13 protein-coding genes are annotated in these 20,049 nt (G+C 60.7%); 6 read left to right on the top strand and 7 right to left on the bottom strand.

All coding sequences use genetic code 11. The features are described 5' to 3' along the window. Positions 1–103: 103 nt before the first annotated feature. The 4 genes from IF199_RS19900 to IF199_RS19885 form a co-directional block, all read right to left on the bottom strand. A complete protein-coding gene (locus IF199_RS19900) occupies positions 104–2,809 on the bottom strand; it encodes a TonB-dependent receptor (protein ID WP_192558497.1) in 2,706 nt (901 codons plus the stop codon). Positions 2,810–3,017: 208 nt separating this feature from the next. After that, the gene (locus IF199_RS19895) at positions 3,018–3,419 is read right to left on the bottom strand and encodes an ExbD/TolR family protein (protein WP_007959059.1); all 402 of its coding nucleotides are present in this window, start codon (positions 3,417–3,419) and stop codon (positions 3,018–3,020) included. Next, positions 3,419–4,123 (bottom strand): MotA/TolQ/ExbB proton channel family protein, encoded by a 705-nt coding sequence (locus IF199_RS19890; RefSeq protein WP_007959058.1) that lies wholly within the window; start codon positions 4,121–4,123, stop codon positions 3,419–3,421. Before IF199_RS19890 ends, IF199_RS19895 begins: the two co-directional genes overlap by 1 nt. Positions 4,124–4,172: 49 nt before the next feature. Further along, positions 4,173–4,988 (bottom strand): TonB family protein, encoded by an 816-nt coding sequence (locus tag IF199_RS19885; RefSeq protein WP_192558496.1) that lies wholly within the window; start codon positions 4,986–4,988, stop codon positions 4,173–4,175. A 1,090-nt stretch (positions 4,989–6,078) separates the two neighbouring features. Between IF199_RS19885 and IF199_RS19880 the strand changes: the two genes are divergently transcribed. Further along, a complete protein-coding gene (locus tag IF199_RS19880; protein WP_192558495.1) occupies positions 6,079–6,702 on the top strand; it encodes a glutathione S-transferase N-terminal domain-containing protein in 624 nt (207 codons plus the stop codon). Between the two features lie 12 nt (positions 6,703–6,714). Here IF199_RS19880 and IF199_RS19875 read toward each other — a convergent pair whose 3' ends face one another. Beyond that, complete coding sequence (locus IF199_RS19875; protein WP_096823056.1) at positions 6,715–7,155, bottom strand: CBS domain-containing protein; 441 nt, start codon at positions 7,153–7,155, stop codon at positions 6,715–6,717. A gap of 189 nt (positions 7,156–7,344) precedes the next feature. On the opposite strand from IF199_RS19875, the gene IF199_RS19870 reads away from it, so the two are divergent. Beyond that, positions 7,345–9,705, top strand: a complete 2,361-nt coding sequence (locus IF199_RS19870) for a DNA polymerase II (protein ID WP_192560985.1) — start codon at positions 7,345–7,347, stop codon at positions 9,703–9,705. On the opposite strand, the gene IF199_RS19865 is transcribed toward IF199_RS19870, so the two are convergent. Continuing rightward, positions 9,670–10,140, bottom strand: coding sequence for a DUF1810 domain-containing protein (locus IF199_RS19865; RefSeq protein ID WP_096823054.1), 471 nt, complete (start codon positions 10,138–10,140; stop codon positions 9,670–9,672). The genes IF199_RS19870 and IF199_RS19865 overlap by 36 nt on opposite strands. 29 nt (positions 10,141–10,169) lie before the next feature. Then, positions 10,170–10,991: an aldo/keto reductase gene (locus IF199_RS19860; RefSeq protein ID WP_096823053.1), complete on the bottom strand. Its 822-nt coding sequence runs from the start codon at positions 10,989–10,991 to the stop codon at positions 10,170–10,172. A gap of 432 nt (positions 10,992–11,423) precedes the next feature. On the opposite strand from IF199_RS19860, the gene IF199_RS19855 reads away from it, so the two are divergent. From IF199_RS19855 to IF199_RS19840, 4 genes are all read left to right on the top strand, one after another. After that, entirely contained in the window at positions 11,424–11,939 is a 516-nt protein-coding gene (locus IF199_RS19855; RefSeq protein ID WP_007949952.1) for an Hcp family type VI secretion system effector, read from the top strand. Between the two features lie 128 nt (positions 11,940–12,067). Further along, positions 12,068–14,974: a type VI secretion system Vgr family protein gene (locus tag IF199_RS19850; RefSeq protein WP_192558494.1), complete on the top strand. Its 2,907-nt coding sequence runs from the start codon at positions 12,068–12,070 to the stop codon at positions 14,972–14,974. Beyond that, the gene (locus IF199_RS19845) at positions 14,971–19,662 is read left to right on the top strand and encodes an RHS repeat-associated core domain-containing protein (RefSeq protein ID WP_244142407.1); all 4,692 of its coding nucleotides are present in this window, start codon (positions 14,971–14,973) and stop codon (positions 19,660–19,662) included. Before IF199_RS19850 ends, IF199_RS19845 begins: the two co-directional genes overlap by 4 nt. Further along, entirely contained in the window at positions 19,662–20,018 is a 357-nt protein-coding gene (locus IF199_RS19840) for a hypothetical protein (protein WP_192558493.1), read from the top strand. The genes IF199_RS19845 and IF199_RS19840 overlap by 1 nt, the downstream gene beginning before the upstream one ends. Positions 20,019–20,049: the final 31 nt, after the last annotated feature.

The following is a 20,049-nucleotide window of genomic DNA, read 5'->3' as shown; positions in this document are numbered from 1 at the left end:
TTCCTCTGAGCCGGAAAAACCCGAAGCGGCGGCTGGCCGCTGCGGGATGCGAATTCGCAAGGGGAGGGGGCCGGCCGGAGTCTTGCTCGGCCCCGACCGTGACTCAGAAGTGGTACGTCATGCGCGCAAACAGCGTGCGGCCCAGCGGATCGGTGTAGCGCGGGTCATAGCCGCTCTGGAAGTTGTAGGCCTGGTTGGAGAACGGCGGATCGCGGTCGAACAGGTTCTTCACCCCGGCATCCACGTCCAGCACCTTGTCGAAGGTGTAACCGGCCGACAGGTCCCACACCGAATACGACGCGACCCGCGCGTTGGTCTCGCGGTCGTAGTCGTTGTAGCCGGTGGTGAAGCGGTTGGTCAGCGCCGCACGGGCCGCGCCGAAGGTCCAGGAACCGGTCAGGTTGTGTTTCCAGCGGGCAATCACACCGTCGCCCTTGAAGTCGCCGACCTTGTCGGTGAACGGGCCCTTGATGGTGCTCTGAAAGTCGTACTCGTCGACATAGGTGCCTTGCAGGCCCAGACCGAATTGACCGTACGGCGTGTTCGGGAAGCGATAGTCCAGCGACACATCGACGCCGTTGGTTTCGACGATGCCGAGGTTGGCGTTGCCGGTGACGATGTAATTGAGCGTGCCGTCGGCGTTGCGCACGAAGCGGTCGGGGTAGCTGCCGGCCTGATCGAACACGGTGGATTCCGGGAACGGCTGGATCTGGTTGGAGATGTGAATCCACCAGAAATCCAGTCCCACGGACAGATTGCTGACCGGCTGATAGACGAAGCCCAGCGTCACGTTGCGGGCTTTCTCCGGGGCCAGGTCTTCGTTGCCGCCGATCTGGTTGAGGAACTGCTGACCGCAATCGCGCCCGCCGTTGCCGCCCGGTTGCACGACACCGCCGGTACACAGCACCGGGTCGTTGTAGTAGCCCTGGGTGTAGGTGATGCTACGCGGCGAATACAACTCATACAGCGACGGCGCGCGGAAACCTTCGCTGTAGGCGCCGCGTACTACCAGCTCCTTGAGCGGCTGATAGCGGAACGAATATTTCGGGTTGGTGGTGCTGCCGAAGTCGCTGTATTTGTCGTGACGTACGGCGGCGGACAATTCCAGGCTGTCGAGCACCGGCACGTTGATTTCCGCGTAGGCGGCTTTCACGCTGCGGTCACCTTCAACGCTGCCGGCCGGGTCGATGCCCAGGCTCTGGATGTCGCCGGCGAACGGCTCGAAGTCCTGGTGGAATTTCTCTTTGCGGTACTCGCCGCCCAGCGCCAAACCCGACGGGCCGGCACCGAACCAGTCACCGATTTCGCGGCTGATCCGCCCGTCGAAACCGGCGACCCGACCGACCGCCGTGGAATAGGCGCCGTGGTACATGGCCTGATCGATGTACTGCTGACCGGCGCTGCTCTGCGGCCCGAACGGGTTGAGCAGGCCGCTGGCCAGACCGCTGATCATCGCCTGATCGCTGACATAGCCGCTGGTGACGCTGGAGACAATCTTGTTCTGGTTGTAGGAGGCGCCGACGTTGTAGTCCCAGCCGCCAACCAGACCGTCGAAGCTCAGCAGGAAGCGCTGACTGGTGTTCTGGTCTTTCGATTCGCGCGGACCAGCGGCGGTTTCGCGCCAGTTCACATCCACCGGTTGCGTCGGGTCGAGGGCGAAGCCGGTGGGCGCCGGGGTGATGCCGTTGCCGGGGTAGTAGGGCGAGGACGAATCCAGGCTCAGGCCGGTCAATGGCGCCGGGCCGACAGCGGTGGCGTTGTTGTTGCGCGACCAGAAGTATTCGAGGTTGACGTTGTGATCATCGGCCAGTTTGCCGGTGGTCTTGCCGAAGAACGAGGTCTTCTCGGTCTGCGGCACCAGGTCGATGTATTCGCGGGTGCTGAAGCGGCAGAGGCCGTCACGGGCCACCAGGTTGGGGCCGTTGCAATTGCTGTTGGCCAGCGGGTTGGTGGCATTGCCGTTCTGGCTGTAATTGCCGGGGAACGCGGTGCCGGAGGTCTGGTCCAGGCCACGGCCGGGCACGTAGTCGCGGGCGAAGGAGCGGTCGTTGGCGTCGAGGTTCTGCTGCTTGTTGTAGTTGAACACGCCGAGCACGTTGAAGCGGTCCTGCTCCAGGTCGCCGTAACCCCAACTGGCGCTCATGTCCTTGGTCGCACCGCCGCCGCTGTGGGTCGGGGTTTCGCCGCCGAGGGTGAGCTGGCCGTCGGTCATGGATTTCTTGGTGATGAAGTTGATCACGCCGCCGATGGCGTCGGTGCCGTACAGGGCCGAGGCGCCGTCGCGCAGCACCTCCACGCGCTCGATCGCGGCAAACGGGATCATGTTCAGATCCACCGCGCCGCCGGCCGAGTTGGTGCCCGACAGGGCGTTGTTCGCCAGCCGGCGACCGTTGAGCAGCACCAGCGTCTTGTTTGCGCCGATGCCGCGCATGTCGGCGAACGATGCGCCGCCGGTGGCCGCGCCGACCGAGCCTGCGCTGTTGTTGATCGACTGGCTGCCGGTGATGCGCTGCACCAGTTCGGCGGTGGTGGTCACGCCCTGTTTGCGCAGTTCCTCGGCCTTGAGCACGGTGATCGGCACCGCCGTTTCCGCGTCGACCCGACGGATCGCCGAACCGGTCACTTCGACTCGTTGCAGTTGCGTGGTCGGCGCGACCACCGCAGCGGCGGCCGGGACGTTGTTGTCGTCCTCGGCAGCCTGAACCCCGGCGCCCATCCCCACGGCCACCAGGTACAACGGAACGAAACGGTGGCGGGAAATCGTCGCCACCAAGGGTTTGAGCGTGAAGCGTGGAGTGTTCATCAGCATGGTTGTTTCCGACTTTGTTAGACGTTTATCGAAATGGCCTTGTGAGCCCTCTTTGCACGGAGCACGGTGGTGCCGCGCCGCGAAAACCACTTTCTTCAAGCAAGCCGATCCCCTCCGAAGACGCGCTGCGTTTTTTCGGTCGGCCGATTGCGACGGGATTCAACGAACGGTGTCGGGCGCGTCCCTCACAGCGCGCCCGGCACCGCCGTCAACGGGTGGTCATCACCGATATTTTGGTGATGCCCGAGCGCTCGATGGACGCCATGGCTTTGGCTACCTGGCCGTAATTCACGGCGGAGTCGGCCTGCAGCTGCACGCGCACTTCGGCGTCCTTGGCCTTGACCTCCTTGAGGCTGGCCTCCAGTGATTCCGGCGCCAGCTCGGTCTTGGCCAGGAAGAACTTGCCGTCCTGGTCGACGCTGACCACCACCGGGTCTTTCTTTTCGGCGGGGGCGACGGCGTCGGTTTTCGGCAGGTTGACCTTGATCGCATTAGTCATCAGCGGCGCGGTGACGATGAACACCACCAGCAGCACGAGCATTACGTCCACCAGCGGCGTGACGTTCATTTCGCTGAGCACTTCATCGCTGTCTTGAGTGGAAAAGGACATCAGCTGGCCTCCCGCACGGCGGCCGTGGACTTGGCGATGGCCTGGCGGCTGATGGAAAACGCACTGCGCGAGGCGAGGGCGTCGAAGTCGTGGGCGAAGTCATCCATGTCCGCCGAGGCCAGCTTCAGGCGCCGCAGGAAGAAGTTGTAAATCAGCACTGCCGGCACCGCGACGGCAATCCCCACGCCGGTGGCGATCAGTGCGTGGCCGATGGGGCCGGCCACGGTTTCCAGGCTGGCCGAACCGCTGGCGCCGATGCTTTGCAGGGCTTCCATGATTCCCCACACGGTACCGAACAGGCCAATGAACGGCGCGGTGCTGCCGATGCTGGCGAGGATCGCCTGGCCGTTTTCCAGCGAGCGGCGTTCCTTCTGGATCTGCTGGCGCAGGTTGCGCTCCAGTCGGTCGGAGCGGTTGATGGTGTGCGCCAGTTGCTGGGTGGTGCGGGGGGATTCTTCCACCAGCAGGGCTTCGAAACCGCTGCTGGCGATCCGCGCCAGCGAGCCCGGGTACTGGCTGGCGTGCTCGGCGGCGGTCAGCAGATCCGGCGCGCCCCAGAAGGCTTTGCTGAACTGTCTGTTCTGGGTTTTCTGGCGCAGGTATTGCGCCGACTTGACCAGCAGGATTGCCCAACTGACCACGGAAAACAGCACCAGCCCCCAGAGCACGCCGGGGACAATCATCGAAGACAAAGAATCGTTCATGGCTACACCTCGCTTGCGTTAATCGGTTGTGAGTTCGGTTGTCGCGCCGTCATTGCGGCAATTTGAAATCGATGGTCTGGGTGGCGAAGCCGTCGATCGGCGTGTCGCCGCGCTTGGCCGGAATAAACTTCCAGGCCCTCACCGCCGCGACTGCTGCGTCATCCAGTTGCGGCTTGCCGCTGGATCTGGTCACCGTCACCGAGCCTGCACGACCGTTGGCCAGCACCTGAATCCGCAGCAGCACGCTGCCTTCCCAGTTGCGCCGCAGGGCCAGCGACGGGTATTCCGGCGGCGGGTTGCCAAGGCTGGCGAGGCCGGAAATCGCCGCCGACTCTTTCACCGGGTCCGGTGCGGCAGCAGGTGCCGGTGGCGCGCTCGGGGTGGCCGGGGCGGCAGGCGCTGCCGGTTGCGCAGGGGCGGGCGGCGCTTTCGGCGGCTCGGCCTTTTTCACCGGTTTGGGTTTCTCGACCGGTTTCGGTTTTTCGATCGGCTTGGGTTTCTCCACCGGTTTGGGCGGTGGCTTGACCGCGTCCTCGTCTTCCACCGGTTGTTCCGGTTCAGGAGGCGGCGGTGGGGGCGGCGGCTCCGGTGTCGGCGGGGCCGGAGGTGTCGGGCTGGTGAGCTCGACGGTCATTTCCGGAATTTCCGGTGGCGTGGGCAACGGCTCGGCCCTGGCCTGCTGGAAAAACCACCAGGCGCCGCCGTGTATCAATGCCGACACCGCCACCAGCAACAGCATCTGCTGTTTGTTCAGGCCGCCGGGCTGCGAAGTGTTGGCCTTATAGACGGGCCGACCCGCCACCGACGCAAGTGGTGCGTTCCGTAATGGCCCCGGCGGCGTTCTGTGCTTTACCGCATCGTTCATTAAAGCTCCCTCGGCTGGATGAAGGGCAATAAGGTGCCGTTCGAACAACACAGCGTTGTTCGAGTGAGTGGTCGCAACTTTCATACAGGTGTGCAGAAGCCGATAGTTGAACTATCTATTGAACAGGGCTTGTGCAGCTTATTGCTTCAGTAACATCGACTTCGATTGTTCATTGACCCGGTCCGTGGCTGTTCTTTTATGAGTGAGTGTGCAATTGAGTGGCTTGTCTCATTCTTGCCCTCATGATTGATGCAATAGCAACCGCTGTGCCAAAGAGTGACCCATTGTGTTGTGTTTATTTCTCGACTGATACGTATGTCGCATTTATATAAGTTTCATCAAGCACGCCGGTTTTCATGGGCGCATAACCTTCCGAAGGCCCTGTTTGCAGGGCTTTTTTCAAGGCGAGACAGACCGGGCGCGGTATCGCGCTGTTCAGCGAGATAGAGCGGCTGTTCTCGTGTCAGCCAGGGCGCGTGATGGTGCGTGGCGGACTGATTTGGTGCGGGTCAGTGTTTTAGCGGGTCACAGGCGATGTTCCTTGTTCTTGTTTAAGTAGAGTCGGTCGTTCCGCTTGAGCGGTGTATTGACTGAAAGTGCAGTTTTGGTGCACTCAGAACATTAGCGCCGAACAGCAAAAGTTGTAGCGGTGTGCTGTCTGGAAGTTATTGTCGAACAATATTTTCTGGCGTTCATTAATGCAGCGCGCACGCAATGACTTCTTGCATGCTATTTAAAAAATAAATAGTGCTGGCGTTCAGGTAATAAAAGGAATGTACGGACTGTCCGGAGGACGAACACCGCGCAGGTACAGGGGTACGGAGAGAAGAGAATGGCGCAGCAGATGAAGATTCACGCGGTGAACTCCTTGTTGCCAGCTCGGATACGCGAACTTTTGGTTCGGTATCGCACCTTACAAGAACGCGGATAGCGTTCGCTGATTGCTCTTGGTGCGGGATGGGCACCGCCAGCGCTGTTTTGCGAGATCAGGGATTCGCAAGCTGCCGATGAATGCGCAATCCGTGCCAAATTCGATACAACAGCTATAAATAGGGCCAGGCAGGATGCCTTTCGCAGTGGAGGAGGGGATATGTATCAGCTCTACGGACATCGCAATTCAGGGGCGGCGGCCATCGAAGCGGCGCTCGAGCTGTGCCAGATCGCTTATCGCTTCATCGACATCGAAGCCAGCGCCGAAGCGGCGCAGGAACTGGCCAGGCTCAATCCGCTCAAGCAGATTCCGACTTTGCAACTACCCGATGGCAGTGCGCTCACTGAAAGCGCGGCAATCCTGATTCACCTGGGGTTGAGCTTCCCTGCGTCGGGCCTGTTGCCGGCCAACGCGGCGGATCGTGATCAGGCGATTCGCGGTCTGGTGTACATCGTCAACAATTGCTACGTGGCCATCGGTGTCATCGATTACCCCGAGCGTTGGCTGGTGATGCCGGATGAAGCATCGCGACAGAACCTGATGGCGGGCGCGCGGGAGCGATTGCACTGGATGTGGGAAGTGTTCGCCGACCAGTTTTCCGCCGAGCTGTACCTGGACGATGAAACACCGGGAGCACTGGATGTATTGGCGGCAGTAGTGACGCGCTGGGCCGGCACCCGCGAACACCTGCGCCAGGCCCGGCCGGGGTTTTATGCATGGCTGCAACGCATTGACCGGCACCCGGTACTGGCGCCGGTCTTTGCGCGACATTGGCCTTCTTGAGACTTCGGCCGATCACTCCCCGCGAATGTACTGCTCCAGCTGTTTGATCAGCTCGGCCTGTTCGGCAATCGCTTCCTTGACCAGGTCGCCGATCGACAGCAGGCCCAGCAGCTTGCCGTTTTCCACCACCGGCAAGTGGCGCAGGCGTTTGTCGGACATGATGCTCAGGCAAGTGTCGACGGTCTGGTGGGTGTCCACCGTGATCACGTTTGCGACCATGATGTCGCGTACCGGCGTGCCTACCGAGGAGCGCCCGTGCAGCACCAGTTTGCGCGCGTAATCGCGTTCGCTGATGATGCCCACCACTTTATCGTCCTCCACCACGAGCAAGGCGCCGACGTTTTTCTCGGCCATCTTCATCAGCGCTTCGAGCACCATGTGATCGGGTTTGATCTGGTGCACTTCCTGATTTTTCTGATCTTTGAGCTTGAGCAGCTGGGCGACGGTTTTCATGGTGGTTACTCAGGTGTTGTCGTTGTTCTCCAAGCATCGTAGACCGTGGCGCGCAGAGCAAGGCCGCAAAACGGCAGATAACACGCAAAAAACGTCATTTGACGGGTTTTTTCATTGCGAGGCCTGTGCCACCGGTTGCTGCAATGCCGCGTAGAATGCCTATCTGAATCAATTCTTGAGGTCGCAGTGGTGGATTTACAGCAGGGCTTCGTCCTGACCCGGCATTGGCGCGACACCCCGGCCGGCACCGAAGTCGAGTTCTGGCTGGCGACCGACGCCGGGCCGCGCCGTGTTCGCCTGCCGCATCAGCCGTCGGTGGCGTTCATCCCGGCGGCGCAGCTTGAGCAGGCCGAGCGGGTGCTGGCGGACGAAAAGAACGTCGAACTGCGCCCTCTGGCCCTGCAGGATTTCGAGCATCGCCCGGTGCTCGGGCTGTATTGCCAGCAACACGGCCAGTTGATGCGCCTGGAAACGGCGCTCAACCGTCACAGTGTCGATGTCTTCGAAGCTGATGTGCGACCGCCCGAGCGTTACCTGATGGAGCGTTTCATCACCGCGCCGGTGTGGTTCAGCGGCACACCCGATGCCGACGGTGTGCTGCTCGACGCCCACCTCAAGCCTTCGCCCGACTATCGCCCGACACTGCGGCTGGTTTCGCTGGATATCGAAACCACCGAGCAGGGCGAGCTGTATTCCATCGCGCTGGAAGGCTGCGGCGAACGGCAGGTGTACATGCTGGGCGCGCCGAATGGCGATGACAGCATTGTCGACTTCGACCTTGAGTACTGCGAATCGCGCACATTGATCCTGAAGAAACTCAACGACTGGTTCGCCTACCACGACCCTGACGCAATCATCGGCTGGAACCTCGTGCAGTTCGACCTGCGCATTCTCCACGAACACGCCCGACGCCTTGGCGTGCCGCTCAAGCTCGGGCGCGGCGGTGAAGAAATGCAGTGGCGCGAACACGGCAGCCGCACTCATTACTTCGCGGCAGCGGCGGGGCGGCTGATCATCGATGGCATCGAATCCCTGCGTTCGGCGACCTGGAGTTTCCCCTCGTTCAGTCTGGAAAACGTCGCCCAGACCCTGCTCGGCGAAGGCAAGTCGATCGACAACCCGTACCAGCGCATGGACGAAATCAACCGGATGTTCGCCGAGGACAAACCGGCGCTGGCCAAGTACAACCTCAAGGACTGCGAACTGGTCACGCGGATCTTCGCCAAGACCGAGCTGCTGAAATTTTTGCTGGAGCGCGCCAGCGTCACCGGTTTGCCGGCGGATCGCAGCGGCGGCTCGGTGGCGGCGTTCACCCATCTGTACATGCCGTTGATGCACCGCCAGGGTTTTGTGGCGCCGAACCTTGGCACCAATCCTCCGCAGGCGAGCCCCGGCGGATTTGTCATGGACTCGCAACCGGGGCTGTACGAATCGGTGCTGGTGCTCGACTACAAGAGTCTCTATCCGTCGATCATTCGCACATTCCTGATTGATCCGGTGGGGTTGATCGAAGGCTTGCAGCATCCTGACGACAGCGATTCGGTGCCGGGTTTTCGCGGCGCGCGTTTCTCCCGTACCCGTCATTGCCTGCCGTCCATCGTCGCCCGGGTCGCCGAGGGCCGCGAGACCGCCAAGCGTGAACACAACGCGCCGCTGTCCCAGGCGCTGAAGATCATCATGAACGCCTTTTACGGCGTGCTGGGTTCCAGCGGTTGCCGGTTTTTCGATACGCGGCTGGCGTCATCGATCACCCTGCGCGGCCACGAAATCATGCTGCGCACCCGGCAGTTGATCGAGGCTCAGGGGCATGCGGTGATCTATGGCGACACCGACTCGACGTTCGTCTGGCTGCGTCGCCCCCACGGTCAGGAAGAAGCGGCGACCATCGGCCGGGCGCTGGTGCAGTACGTCAACGACTGGTGGCGCGAGCATGTGCGTGAGCAGTACGGGCTGGAAAGCGCCCTCGAATTGCAGTTCGAAACCCACTACAAACGCTTCCTGATGCCGACTATTCGTGGTGCCGAGGAGGGCAGCAAAAAGCGCTATGCCGGCCTGGTGACCCGCGCCGACGGCACAGAAGAAATGGTCTACAAAGGCCTGGAAACCGTGCGCACCGACTGGTCGCTGCTGGCCCGGCAATTTCAGCAGGAGTTGTACGAGCGGATCTTCCAGCGCAAGCCGTATCAGGATTACGTGCGTGAATACGTGCGCAAGACCCTGGCCGGCGAGTTCGACGAGCGACTGGTCTACCGCAAGCGTCTTCGCCGAACCCTCGACGATTACGAACGCAACGTGCCGCCCCACGTGCGCGCCGCACGGCTGGCCGACGACTACAACGCGCAGCACGGTCGCCCGCGGCAATACCAGAACGGCGGCTGGATCAGCTACGTGATCACCCTGGCCGGCCCTGAACCGCTGGAGGTGCGTCGCGCGGCCATCGACTACGACCACTACATCACCCGCCAGCTGCAACCGGTGGCGGATGCGATCCTGCCGTTTGTCGACGACGATTTCTCAACCCTGATCGGGGGGCAACTGGGCCTGTTTTGAGTCCAGCAGTTGCAGGGTCCATTCGTCCTGAATGCCGTGGAAATAACGCTCCAGCGCTTGATGCCAGAGGCTGTTTTCGTCGGCGAACTGGGCGAACAGAGTCATCGATGAGTGGAATTTCAGATCGTCCGGGTGGCCGAAAATCTCGGCAATCGAACGCTGCTGCACGTTCAGCACCAGTTGCGCGCACGTGCGCAGCCGGGCGCCGAGCAGCTCATGGGCCAGATAAGCCTTGGCTTCCCCGGCCGAGCCGATGGCAAAGCGCCGGGACATCTCGCTGCCCCCGAGCCCGGCGAACTGCGGAAACACAAACCACATCCAGTGGCTGCGCTTGCGGCCCTCGTCGAGTTCGCGTTGCACCCGTTCGAACACCGGGTCCTGGGCCAGGACAAATCGTTGCAGGTTGAACGGGTCGTACTGATCAGTGCTTCTCATGGCGAAGCCCTCTGCCCGTCGGCGGTGGCTCAGACCATGGCCAGCCGCTGCTTGCGTTGTGGCGCGTGAAACGCCTGGTCCAGCGCCGCCAGATCCCCGGCATCGAGCTGTAGCTGCGCCGCTTGTGCATTGAGCTGCACATGTTCCGGACGCACTGCCTTGGGAATCGCAATCACCCCATCCTGACGCAGAATCCACGCCAGCGAAACCTGTGCCGGGGTCACGCCGTGACGAACGGCAATCTGTTTCAGCACGGTTTCCGCGAGCATCGCGCCGCCCTGGCCGATCGGGCAGTACGCCATCAGTGGCATGCGCTGTTGCTGACACCACGGCAAAAGATCGAATTCGATGCCGCGCTCTTCCAGGTTGTACAGCACCTGATTGGTCGCGCAGGCCGAATTCGACAGTTCTTCAAGATCGCCGACGTCGAAGTTCGACACGCCCCAGCGGCCGATCTTGCCGTCCTCGCGCAAACGCTCGAAAGCCTCGACGGTTTCTTCCAGCGGATACTGGCCGCGCCAATGCAGCAGATAGAGGTCGATGTAATCGGTGTCGAGCCGACGCAGACTGCGTTCGCAAGCCTGGGGAATGCCTTTGCGACTGGCGTTGTGCGGGTAGACCTTGCTCACCAGGAACACTTGATCGCGCAGGCCGGCGATGGCTTCACCGACCACGGTTTCGGCACCGCCCTCGGCGTACATTTCGGCGGTGTCGATCAGGGTCATGCCCAGTTCGATGCCACTGCGCAGGGCCGCGACTTCACGCGTGTGCGCCGAGCGGTCTTCGCCCATGCGCCAGGTGCCCTGGCCAATCACCGGAACCTGCACGCCAGCCAATTCGAGGGTACGCATTCAAACCTCCTATCTGAAACGGTCGATACCTTTAAGTGGGCAGCAGGATAGCCCATGGGTTCCATATGAGGGTGTCGGCCCGTTGAGGCGTTTATGGCGAGGTTCTGTTGCTCCGATGTATTGAACGGGCGTTTCGCAACTGCGCAAGAAGTTGCGCAGTTGTCCGTAATAAAACCAGGTTCAAAACCGCTACAGGCCTTGCCGATCAAGGTCTGCAGCCAAGTGCGCAAGAAGTTGCGCAGTACTGCGCAACTTCTTGCGCACTTTTCGACGAATTCAGTGGGAATTTTCGCCGAATCTGCGAAGAAAACTTACCAAGCCCCCGGTTTATAAGGGTTTGAAAAAGTTGGCATGCTAATTGATGGCCATTGGCCGCCTCTTGGGTGATATCACCTATCGGCGCACCCAACGATTCAGCAAGGAGCACACCCCATGGCAACACCAGCGTACATGTCGGTTACCGGCGAAAAACAAGGCCTGATCACTGCCGGCGCCTTCACCGCCGACTCCGTTGGCAACACCTACCAGGAAGGCCACGAAGACCAGGTCATGGTTCAGGCTTTCACCCACGACGTGATCATCCCGCGTGACCCGCAATCCGGTCAGCCAACCGGTCAGCGCGTTCACAAGCCAGTTGTGATCACCAAGGTCTACGACAAGGCTTCGCCTCTGCTGCAAGCGGCTCTGACCTCCGGCGAGCGCATGAGCGAAATCGTTATCCAGTGGTACCGCACTTCGGCGCAAGGCACCCAAGAGCACTACTACACCACCAAACTGGAAGACGCGATCATCGTCGCCATCAACAACAAAATGCACAACTGCCAGGATCCAGGCAACGCGCACTTCACCCACCTGGAAGAAGTGCAGTTCACCTACCGCAAAATCACCTGGACCCACGAAGTATCCGGTACTTCGGGTTCCGATGACTGGCGTGCTCCAGTCGTTTAATTACGACTGATGGTTGTACCGCCTCGGCCGGTTTCGCCGGTCGAGGCACCTTCACTACTCAAAGAATTTTCAGCGTCAGATTCTTATCGATCTGGCGTGCGCAGCAGCACAGCACGAGGGACAAGGGAATGTTCTCACCGGCCAACCAGGCTCATTTCAACCTGACCATCGATGGCGCGGACAGCGATTTCCAGGTGCTGTCGTTCACCGGTCGGGAGGCCCTCAACACGCCCTTCGAATTCGAGCTGGAACTGGTCAGCGAAAAGGCCTCGATCAACCTCGAAAGTCTGCTGCACAAACTGGCGTTTCTTCAGCTGTCGCCGAGCGGCACCGGCATTCACGGGCTGATCTACAGCATCGCTCAGGGCGAGGCGGGCAAGCGCCTGACCCGCTACAAGATCTCGCTGCGCCCGCAGCTTTCGTACCTCGCGCACCGTTTCAACCAGCGCATTTTCCAGCAGATGACCGTGCAGCAGATCATCAGCCAGGTGCTGGAAGAACACGGCATCCTCGCCAGCGACTACCACTTCCAGCTGAGCGCGATCTATCCCGAGCGCGTCTACTGCACGCAGTACGACGAAAGTGACCTGCATTTCGTCCAGCGCCTGTGCGAAGAGGAGGGGATTCACTACCACTTCCAGCACACCGCCAGCGGCCACAAACTGACCTTCGGCGATGACCAGACGGTGTTCCCGAAACTGGCGCCCGTGGCCTATCAGCAGGACTCCGGGCTGGTGGCGGACAAACCGGTGGTCAAGCGTTTCGGCCTGCGCCTGGCGACCCGCACCAGCCGCACTACGCGGCGCGATTATGACTTCGTCAAACCGAAGATCGAGCTGGAAAGCGACGCCAAGAGCAGCGCCCAACCGGACCTGGAAGACTACGATTACCCGGGGCGTTTCGTGGACCGCGAGCGCGGCAAGCATCTGGCCAACCGCAACCTCGAACGCCACCGCAGCGACTATCGGCTGGCCGAGGGCAACAGCGACCAACCGATTCTGGTCACCGGGCATTTTCTGGCCCTGACCGACCACGCCAACCCGACGTGGAACGACCTGTGGCTGCTTACGGACATCTTCCACGAAGGCAAACAGCCGCAGGTGCTGGAAGAGTCGGTGACCAGCGACACCACCGACAACAAAGACGATTTCCATCAGGGCTATCGCAACCGCTTCAACGCCATCCCCTGGGACGTGCCGTACCGTCCGCCGCTGGACCACCCGAAACCCAAAGTCCTCGGTTCGCAAAGCGCCGTGGTCACCGGCCCCGAAGGCGAAGAAATCTTCTGCGACCAGTACGGCCGGGTGAAGGTGCAGTTCTTCTGGGACCGCGAAGGCCAGCACGACGACAAGACCACCTGCTGGATGCGCGTGGCCTCCAGCTGGGCGGCTGAAACCTTTGGCTCGATCAACATTCCGCGGGTCGGCATGGAAGTGCTGATCACCTTCCTCGAAGGCGATCCCGACCAGCCGCTGATCACCGGTTGCCTGTACCACGGCGCCAACCTGCCGCCGTACAAACTGCCGGACTTCAAGACCCTGGCCACGGTCAAGAGCAAGGAATACAAGGGCAGCCGCGCCAACGAACTGCGCATCGACGACACCACCAGCGAGATCAGCATCGCGCTGCGCAGTGACCACGGCGCGAGTGCGATCAACCTTGGTTACCTGACCCACCCGCGCCCAAGCGGCGGCCAGCCGCGCGGCGAAGGTTTCGAGTTGCGCACCGACCGCCACGGCGCCGTGCGCGCCGGTGCCGGCCTGCTGATCACCACCGAGCCGCGCCCGAACGAATCGAAGCACCACAAGGACCTGCCGGAAACCGCCGAACGCCTGGCCACGGCCAGCGATCAACAGGATGGTTTCGCCACGCAGGCCAAAGAGCTGCAAGCCCAGGAAGCGGGCGACCAGGACGACGTGGCCAAGGCCTTGCACGCGCAGCATCAAGGCGTACTCGGCTCGGGTCCGGCAAACCTCACCGCCAACGAATTCCCCGAGTTCACCGAGCCGCATCTGGTGCTCGCCAGTCCGGCCGGTATCGCCCTGACCACACCGCGCTCCAGCCACATCGCCACCGGCGAACACCTGGCGCTGAGCAGCACCGGGCACACCAGTTTTTCCATCGGCAAACGCCTGCTGGCCAGTGCCAGCCGTGGCATGCGCCTGTTCGTGCAGAGCATGGGCTGGCGGCTGGTGGCGGCCTCCGGCGACATCGACGTCAAGGCACTCAAGGACAGCATCAACCTGCTGGCCAAGCTCAACATCACCGCCAACGCCGACCGCATCACCATCACCGCCAAGACCGAACTGGTGATCCAGGGCGGCGGCAGCGCCACGACCTACAACGCCGGCGGCATCACCCACGCCACCAGCGGCCCGTACACCGCCCACGCGGCGAACTTCGCCTACACCGGCGCCAAGAGCTTGGCCGGCGTGTTCCCGGAACCGCCGAAACCGGGCAAGGGCAACCTCGAATTATTCAACCAGTACGCCGGGCGCCAAGGCATCAAGGAAGGCGATTACGAAGTCATCGATGCGCTGGGCAAAAGCATCAAGGGCAAGCTCGATGCGAAGGGTTTCGCCAGTGTTGCCGGCGCCGCACCGGGGCCGGCGCGCGTGCTGTTCGGCAAGGATCCGGCGGACACTTGGAGCGAAGGCAGCTACATCGGCAAACCGGAATGGCCGTTGAATCCACCGGGCGCTGAGGACGTGCCGAGTCAGGTGCAGGCGATGGTGGCGCAGGCGCTGCCGAGCAAGAACTGGGATCTGTTGGAGAAGGGCAAGGAATTGGCACAGACAGGGATGGGGGCGATGCAGACCGCACAAGGCGCGATGCAAACGGCGCAGCAGGTAAAGGGCGTGATGCAGGGCGGAGCGGCCGGGCTGCCGAAACTGGCGAGTGCGGCGATGCCGAGTGCTTCCGGGCTGCTCGGGGCGGCGAGCAAGGCGGGCAAGTTGCCGAGTCTGCCGGCGCCGACGCTTCCAAAAACTTCCTTGAAAACCCCGGGCCTGCTGGCGGGTGAGATGCTGTCATGACCACTGAAAATGCTGCTGTAAAACGTGAACCTCAGGTTGCCATCGTTCCCCTGAATGCCATCGACATTCAGGACGTCGCCAGCGGTGCGGCGACTTTCGATGCCTGGCTGCAATCGGCCAGTGGCGGCGTGGTCACCCTAGATCGGATCAAGAACGTCGCCGGCGCCTTACCCGTGGTGGGCAACATCATGGCACTGGTCGATGCGCTGGGTGACATCGTCACGTTGTCGAATGCGCAGAAGCGTGATCTGCTCGCCTGGGCCAGTCTGGGCATCAACCTGATCGGTGTTTTGCCGTTGCCACCGGCGATGGCGGCAGCCCGAATGACCCTGCGCCCGACGCTGTTTCTGGTGCGTCAGGAGATGAGGGCCAGCAGCAAGTTGTTGCTCAGCACCTCCGTGATCGAGGTGCTGGTAGGTCACCTGAACGCCTCGATTATCGGCACGCTGGATGATTTTGTTGAACAGGCCAAAGGCAAGCTGCCGGGCATTTTGGCGGACGCTGGCAAGCTGGGCGAAGACGTCGTCAACGAGATTGCCAAAGGCCTCGAGACGGTGGCCAATGGCAAGCTTGATGCCAAGGGCGACCTAAACGCGGCTGGCGCACAAGCGAGTGCGGCGGTCGATCAATTCAAGAATGATCCCCTTGCATCGTTCGGAAACATCTTCGGCGCCGCGTGCAGCGCTTATAAGGCCGCAGGCAAAGGCTTGGCCAACAGTGCGGCCGATCACCTGCTGCCCGATGAGGTGAAGAAGCGGGTTGCCACGGAAACCGCGAAACTGCGGGCGATGGGTCCGGAGCTGCGCACCCAGTTGAGCAAGCTGGACGACGAGTCCGTTCAGAACTCCATCGGTTGGTTGCTGCTGATTCTTTCCAGCGCCGTGACGTTGTGGCGCAAGCGCAATGCCCATGGCCAGAACGCCGCCGTCCATCCGGAGAAGACCGGACAGGCGAAGCGTACGGCATCTGAGGGGCAGTTGGCCGCCCACGGCCAACAGGCACCTGCGAAAGGCGCGCCCAATCCAAAGAAAGGCCCTTGCAAATGTGCCACGGACTTCAGCATCAATTTCGCCTTGGGTTCGGAAAGCCTCAGCCATACCGATTTCAGCTTGCCCGGCCCATTCCCGATCGAATGGACACGCACTTACAACTCACGCCTCGACGCCTACGATCAGAGCGAAATCGGCGCTCGCTGGGTCAGCGAGTTCACCACACGTTTCGACTGCGTGGACGATGGCCTGACGTTCTACGACGCCGATGGCCGCGACCATAGCTATCCGTTGCCCAAAGTCGGTCTGTTTCACTACGACGCCATTGAAAACATCACCCTGGTTCGCAGTGGCGAGGAGCAGTTGCTGTTGTGTCGTGGTTTCGAACGCAAGGAAACCTACGTCCGCCGTGGCCAGCGTTTTGTGCTGAGCAACATTTCGCTGCGCAACGGCGCCGGGATCATGCTGCATTACGAGCATCGCTACGGCGAACACTCGGTGCTCTCCGACCTGATCACCTATCAGGAAAACGACACCAGCAAGGTGCACTTGCACCTCGGCACAATGATCGACGACCACGGCCGGTTTATCGGCCTCTGGCAGATCGTTGACGGCGAACCGTTGCGACAACTTTGTGCGTACCAATACGACGCCTATGGCGACCTGGTTCAGGCGCAGGACGAGAACGGCGCAGCATGGTCGTATCAGTTCCAGCATCACCTGATCACCCGTTACACCGACCGCACCGGGCGTGGCATGAACCTGCAGTGGGACGGTCCGGGCGCCAAGGCCAAAGCCATCCGCGAATGGGCGGACGACGGCAGCTTCGACTCGCGCCTGGAGTGGGACGAAAACATCCGTCTCACCTACGTCACCGATGCGCTCGGCAACGAGACCTGGCACTACTACGACATCCTTGGCTACACCTACCGCATCCGTTACGCGGATGAGCGTTCGGAATGGTTCTTCCGCGACGAGGCCAAGAACATCGTGCGCCGCGTGAATGCCGATGGCAGCACGGATCGCTACAGCTACGATGAACGCAGCAACCTGCTCGAACACATCCGCGCCGATCACACGGTGATGCATTACGCCTACGATGATCAGGACATGCTGATCAAGATCAGCGACGCCGAGGGTGGTCAGTGGCAACGCGCCTATGACGACCAAGGCAACCTGGTTGAAGCGCTCGATCCGCTGGGCAACAAAACCGAATACGCCTACAACAAATCCGGTCAGCCCACCGCGATCAAGGACGCCAACGGCAACGAAAAGACGTTGGACTACAACGACGCCGGGCAACTGGTCGAGTACGTCGACTGCTCAGGCAAGACCAGCGCCTGGGAATACAACGAACTGGGGCAGATGATTTGCTTCACTGACGCCGCCGGTAACGCCACCGAATACGAATACAAGGCTGGCCAACTGGTACTGATCAAGCACCCGGACAAGACTGAAGAACGCTTTGAACGCGACGCCGAAGGCCGGCTGTTGACACATGTCGACGGTCTCGATCGCTGCACCACCTGGAGCTATAGCGCGGCCGGTTTGATTGCCGAACGTGTCGATGCCGCCGAGCAAACCCTGCGCTATCGCTGGGACCGCCTCGGACGGTTAACCGCCCTGGAAAACGAAAACGAACAACGCGCACACTTCCACTACGACCCGGTCGGACGCCTGTTGGAAGAACGCGGCTTCGACGGCCGCGCCACGCGCTATCAATACGATGCTCAAACGGGTCGCCTTGCCCAATCGATCAATGGCAAACGCGTCATCTCGGTGAGCTTCGACCCGATGGGCCGCTTGACCGAGCGTCGCGCCACCCTGGGTGATCAATCGCAAAGCGAAATCTTTGCCTATGACGGCAACGGCAACATGGTGCTGGCCGACAACGCCGACAGCCGCCTGCAATGGTTCCACGACCCGGCCGGCAATCTGCTGCGCGAACACCAACATTACCTCGGACTGGAAAAGCCAACCGTCGCGATCTGGCAGCACGAGTACGACGTGCTCAACCAGCGTGTTGCCACCGTTCGCCCGGACGGACACCGCGTCAGTTGGCTCACTTACGGCAGCGGCCACCTGCTGGGCATGCGCCTGGACGAGCATGAGCTGATCGGTTACGAACGCGACGACCTGCACCGCGAAGTTGCCCGTCATCAAGGTAACCATTTGCTGCAAACCCAAAGCTGGGACCCGGCCGGTCGCTTGCAGGAGCAACTGCTGGGGCGCAGCGATGACAAAAGCACTCTACTCAAGCGCGAATACAAATACGACGCTGCCGGCCAACTGACTGATATCAACGACAGTCGTCGCGGCCCGCTCGCCTATCGTTACGATCCCGTCGGCCGACTGCTCAGCGCCGTGACGCGTCAAAGCGTTGAAACGTTCGCCTTCGACCCGGCCGGTAACCTGCTGGATGACAAGACTGCCGAAATCCGTCGTCCACTGGATCTGACGCCGCCGCGCAGCAAACTGGTCGACAACCTGCTGCGCGAATACGCCGGCACCCACTACGACTACGACGAACGCGGTAATCAGATCCAGCGCTGGCACAACGGTCAGCGTAGCGATATGCGTTGGGACCTGTTTGATCGACTGGTGCATTTCGAAGATCCGCGCCTGAGCGTAGATTTCGCTTACGACGCACTGGGACGCCGCCTGCACAAAAACTCCCGCGCGCACTATAAACAGCGTCCGGAAGCCGGTTCCCTCTGGAATAGAAGCGAGCACGCCCGCAAACAGCGTGAACTGGGCTGCGGTTTTACGCTTTACGGATGGGACGGCGACAACCTCGCGTGGGAAAGCAGTCTGGCGCAGGGCGATGGCGAGCCGGGTCGCACGGTGCACTACGTCTTCGAGCCGGGGACTTTTGTACCTGTTGCACAGGCTGTACGGCATGCGCCGATCAATCTGATGGGGCTGCCGGATTACAGTGGTGAATACAGGCTCGATGAAGACCCGGTGTGGAATCACAAGGCAACGGCATTGCCGTTTGATGCGCTGGCTTGGTACCAGTGCGATCACCTGGGAACACCGCAGGAACTGACGGATTCACAAGGCAAAATGGCCTGGACCGCGCAGTACAAGGCGTGGGGGCAGGTGACGGAGCAGCATTCGGACTGGGCGCGCCAGCATGGCGTGACGAACCCGATCAGGTTTCAGGGGCAGTATCACGATCATGAGACGGGGCTGCATTACAACAGGTATCGGTACTATGATCCGAAGATCGGTCGGTTTATTTCGCATGACCCGATCAGTTATTTTGGAGGCATAAACCTCTATCAATATGCTTCTAACCCAGTGAGCTGGATTGACCCTTTGGGACTCAATCGCTTCAAACCTAAGACCTTGACGACGGGCAGTGTGTTTAGAGGTGGATCCGGTACGGCGAGCAGCATGACACCGCGTCCGAACAAGGATGATGTTCGTAAAGGAAGTAACGCTCCGGGTTTGTCAGCCGATATGTCAGTGGACAATATGGGGCCTGGAAAATATGTTGAGCTCGATGTTGAAGCGCTTTGCTCTTGTGGTTTTGATGTAATTAATGACAAAGAGAGCGGGCATGTGACTATTCGTCCATCTGACGATCCTGATGATTCAAAACTGAAAGCATGGGCAAATACCCGTGGAGCAGAATCCAATCACGCCCTGACTGACGGTGTGTTGAAATCAATAAGCCGCAAAGGGGTGAAGTAATGACTGAAAAACAAAAATGCGTTGATCTACTTCAGGAATTTTTAGACAGGATTTATGGACAGGCGTCGAGAGAACAGGGCGGTGTATTAAGTAGAAACTGTGGTCATTACGATTATGCGGGTGACAAGTTCTCTGTATATGTTACGGTTTTCCCCGAGGAAATTGAGCTTGTTTTTGAAGGTGAGCAAGTAGAGGGCGGGAGTTATGTTGTGAGTCTGGATATATGTACTCCTGAAGGGGAAATGTTGAAGGGCAAGGTGGTGTCTGCAAAAGGCGGTTGTGACGAAATCAGGAAAACTTTGGAGCGTTCAGAGGCCTCAGTACTTGCAGAACTTTTGAGGTTTCTCAACGAATGAAGTCAATGCATGTTTGGTTCCAATAATTGGG

This window comes from Pseudomonas allokribbensis (assembly GCF_014863605.1).
Classification (GTDB): Bacteria; Pseudomonadota; Gammaproteobacteria; order Pseudomonadales; family Pseudomonadaceae; genus Aquipseudomonas; species Aquipseudomonas allokribbensis.
The sequence above is the reverse complement of the archived record's forward strand: the minus strand, read 5'-3'. Positions and strand labels throughout refer to the sequence as shown.

Coding starts and splice junctions, on each gene's coding strand:
- IF199_RS19900 (WP_192558497.1), bottom strand. CDS start 2,809: ATGCTGATGAACACTCCACGCTTCACGCTCAAACCCTTGGTGGCGACG.
- IF199_RS19895 (WP_007959059.1), bottom strand. CDS start 3,419: ATGTCCTTTTCCACTCAAGACAGCGATGAAGTGCTCAGCGAAATGAAC.
- IF199_RS19890 (WP_007959058.1), bottom strand. CDS start 4,123: ATGAACGATTCTTTGTCTTCGATGATTGTCCCCGGCGTGCTCTGGGGG.
- IF199_RS19885 (WP_192558496.1), bottom strand. CDS start 4,988: ATGAACGATGCGGTAAAGCACAGAACGCCGCCGGGGCCATTACGGAAC.
- IF199_RS19880 (WP_192558495.1), top strand. CDS start 6,079: ATGTATCAGCTCTACGGACATCGCAATTCAGGGGCGGCGGCCATCGAA.
- IF199_RS19875 (WP_096823056.1), bottom strand. CDS start 7,155: ATGAAAACCGTCGCCCAGCTGCTCAAGCTCAAAGATCAGAAAAATCAG.
- IF199_RS19865 (WP_096823054.1), bottom strand. CDS start 10,140: ATGAGAAGCACTGATCAGTACGACCCGTTCAACCTGCAACGATTTGTC.
- IF199_RS19860 (WP_096823053.1), bottom strand. CDS start 10,991: ATGCGTACCCTCGAATTGGCTGGCGTGCAGGTTCCGGTGATTGGCCAG.
- IF199_RS19855 (WP_007949952.1), top strand. CDS start 11,424: ATGGCAACACCAGCGTACATGTCGGTTACCGGCGAAAAACAAGGCCTG.
- IF199_RS19850 (WP_192558494.1), top strand. CDS start 12,068: ATGTTCTCACCGGCCAACCAGGCTCATTTCAACCTGACCATCGATGGC.
- IF199_RS19845 (WP_244142407.1), top strand. CDS start 14,971: ATGACCACTGAAAATGCTGCTGTAAAACGTGAACCTCAGGTTGCCATC.
- IF199_RS19840 (WP_192558493.1), top strand. CDS start 19,662: ATGACTGAAAAACAAAAATGCGTTGATCTACTTCAGGAATTTTTAGAC.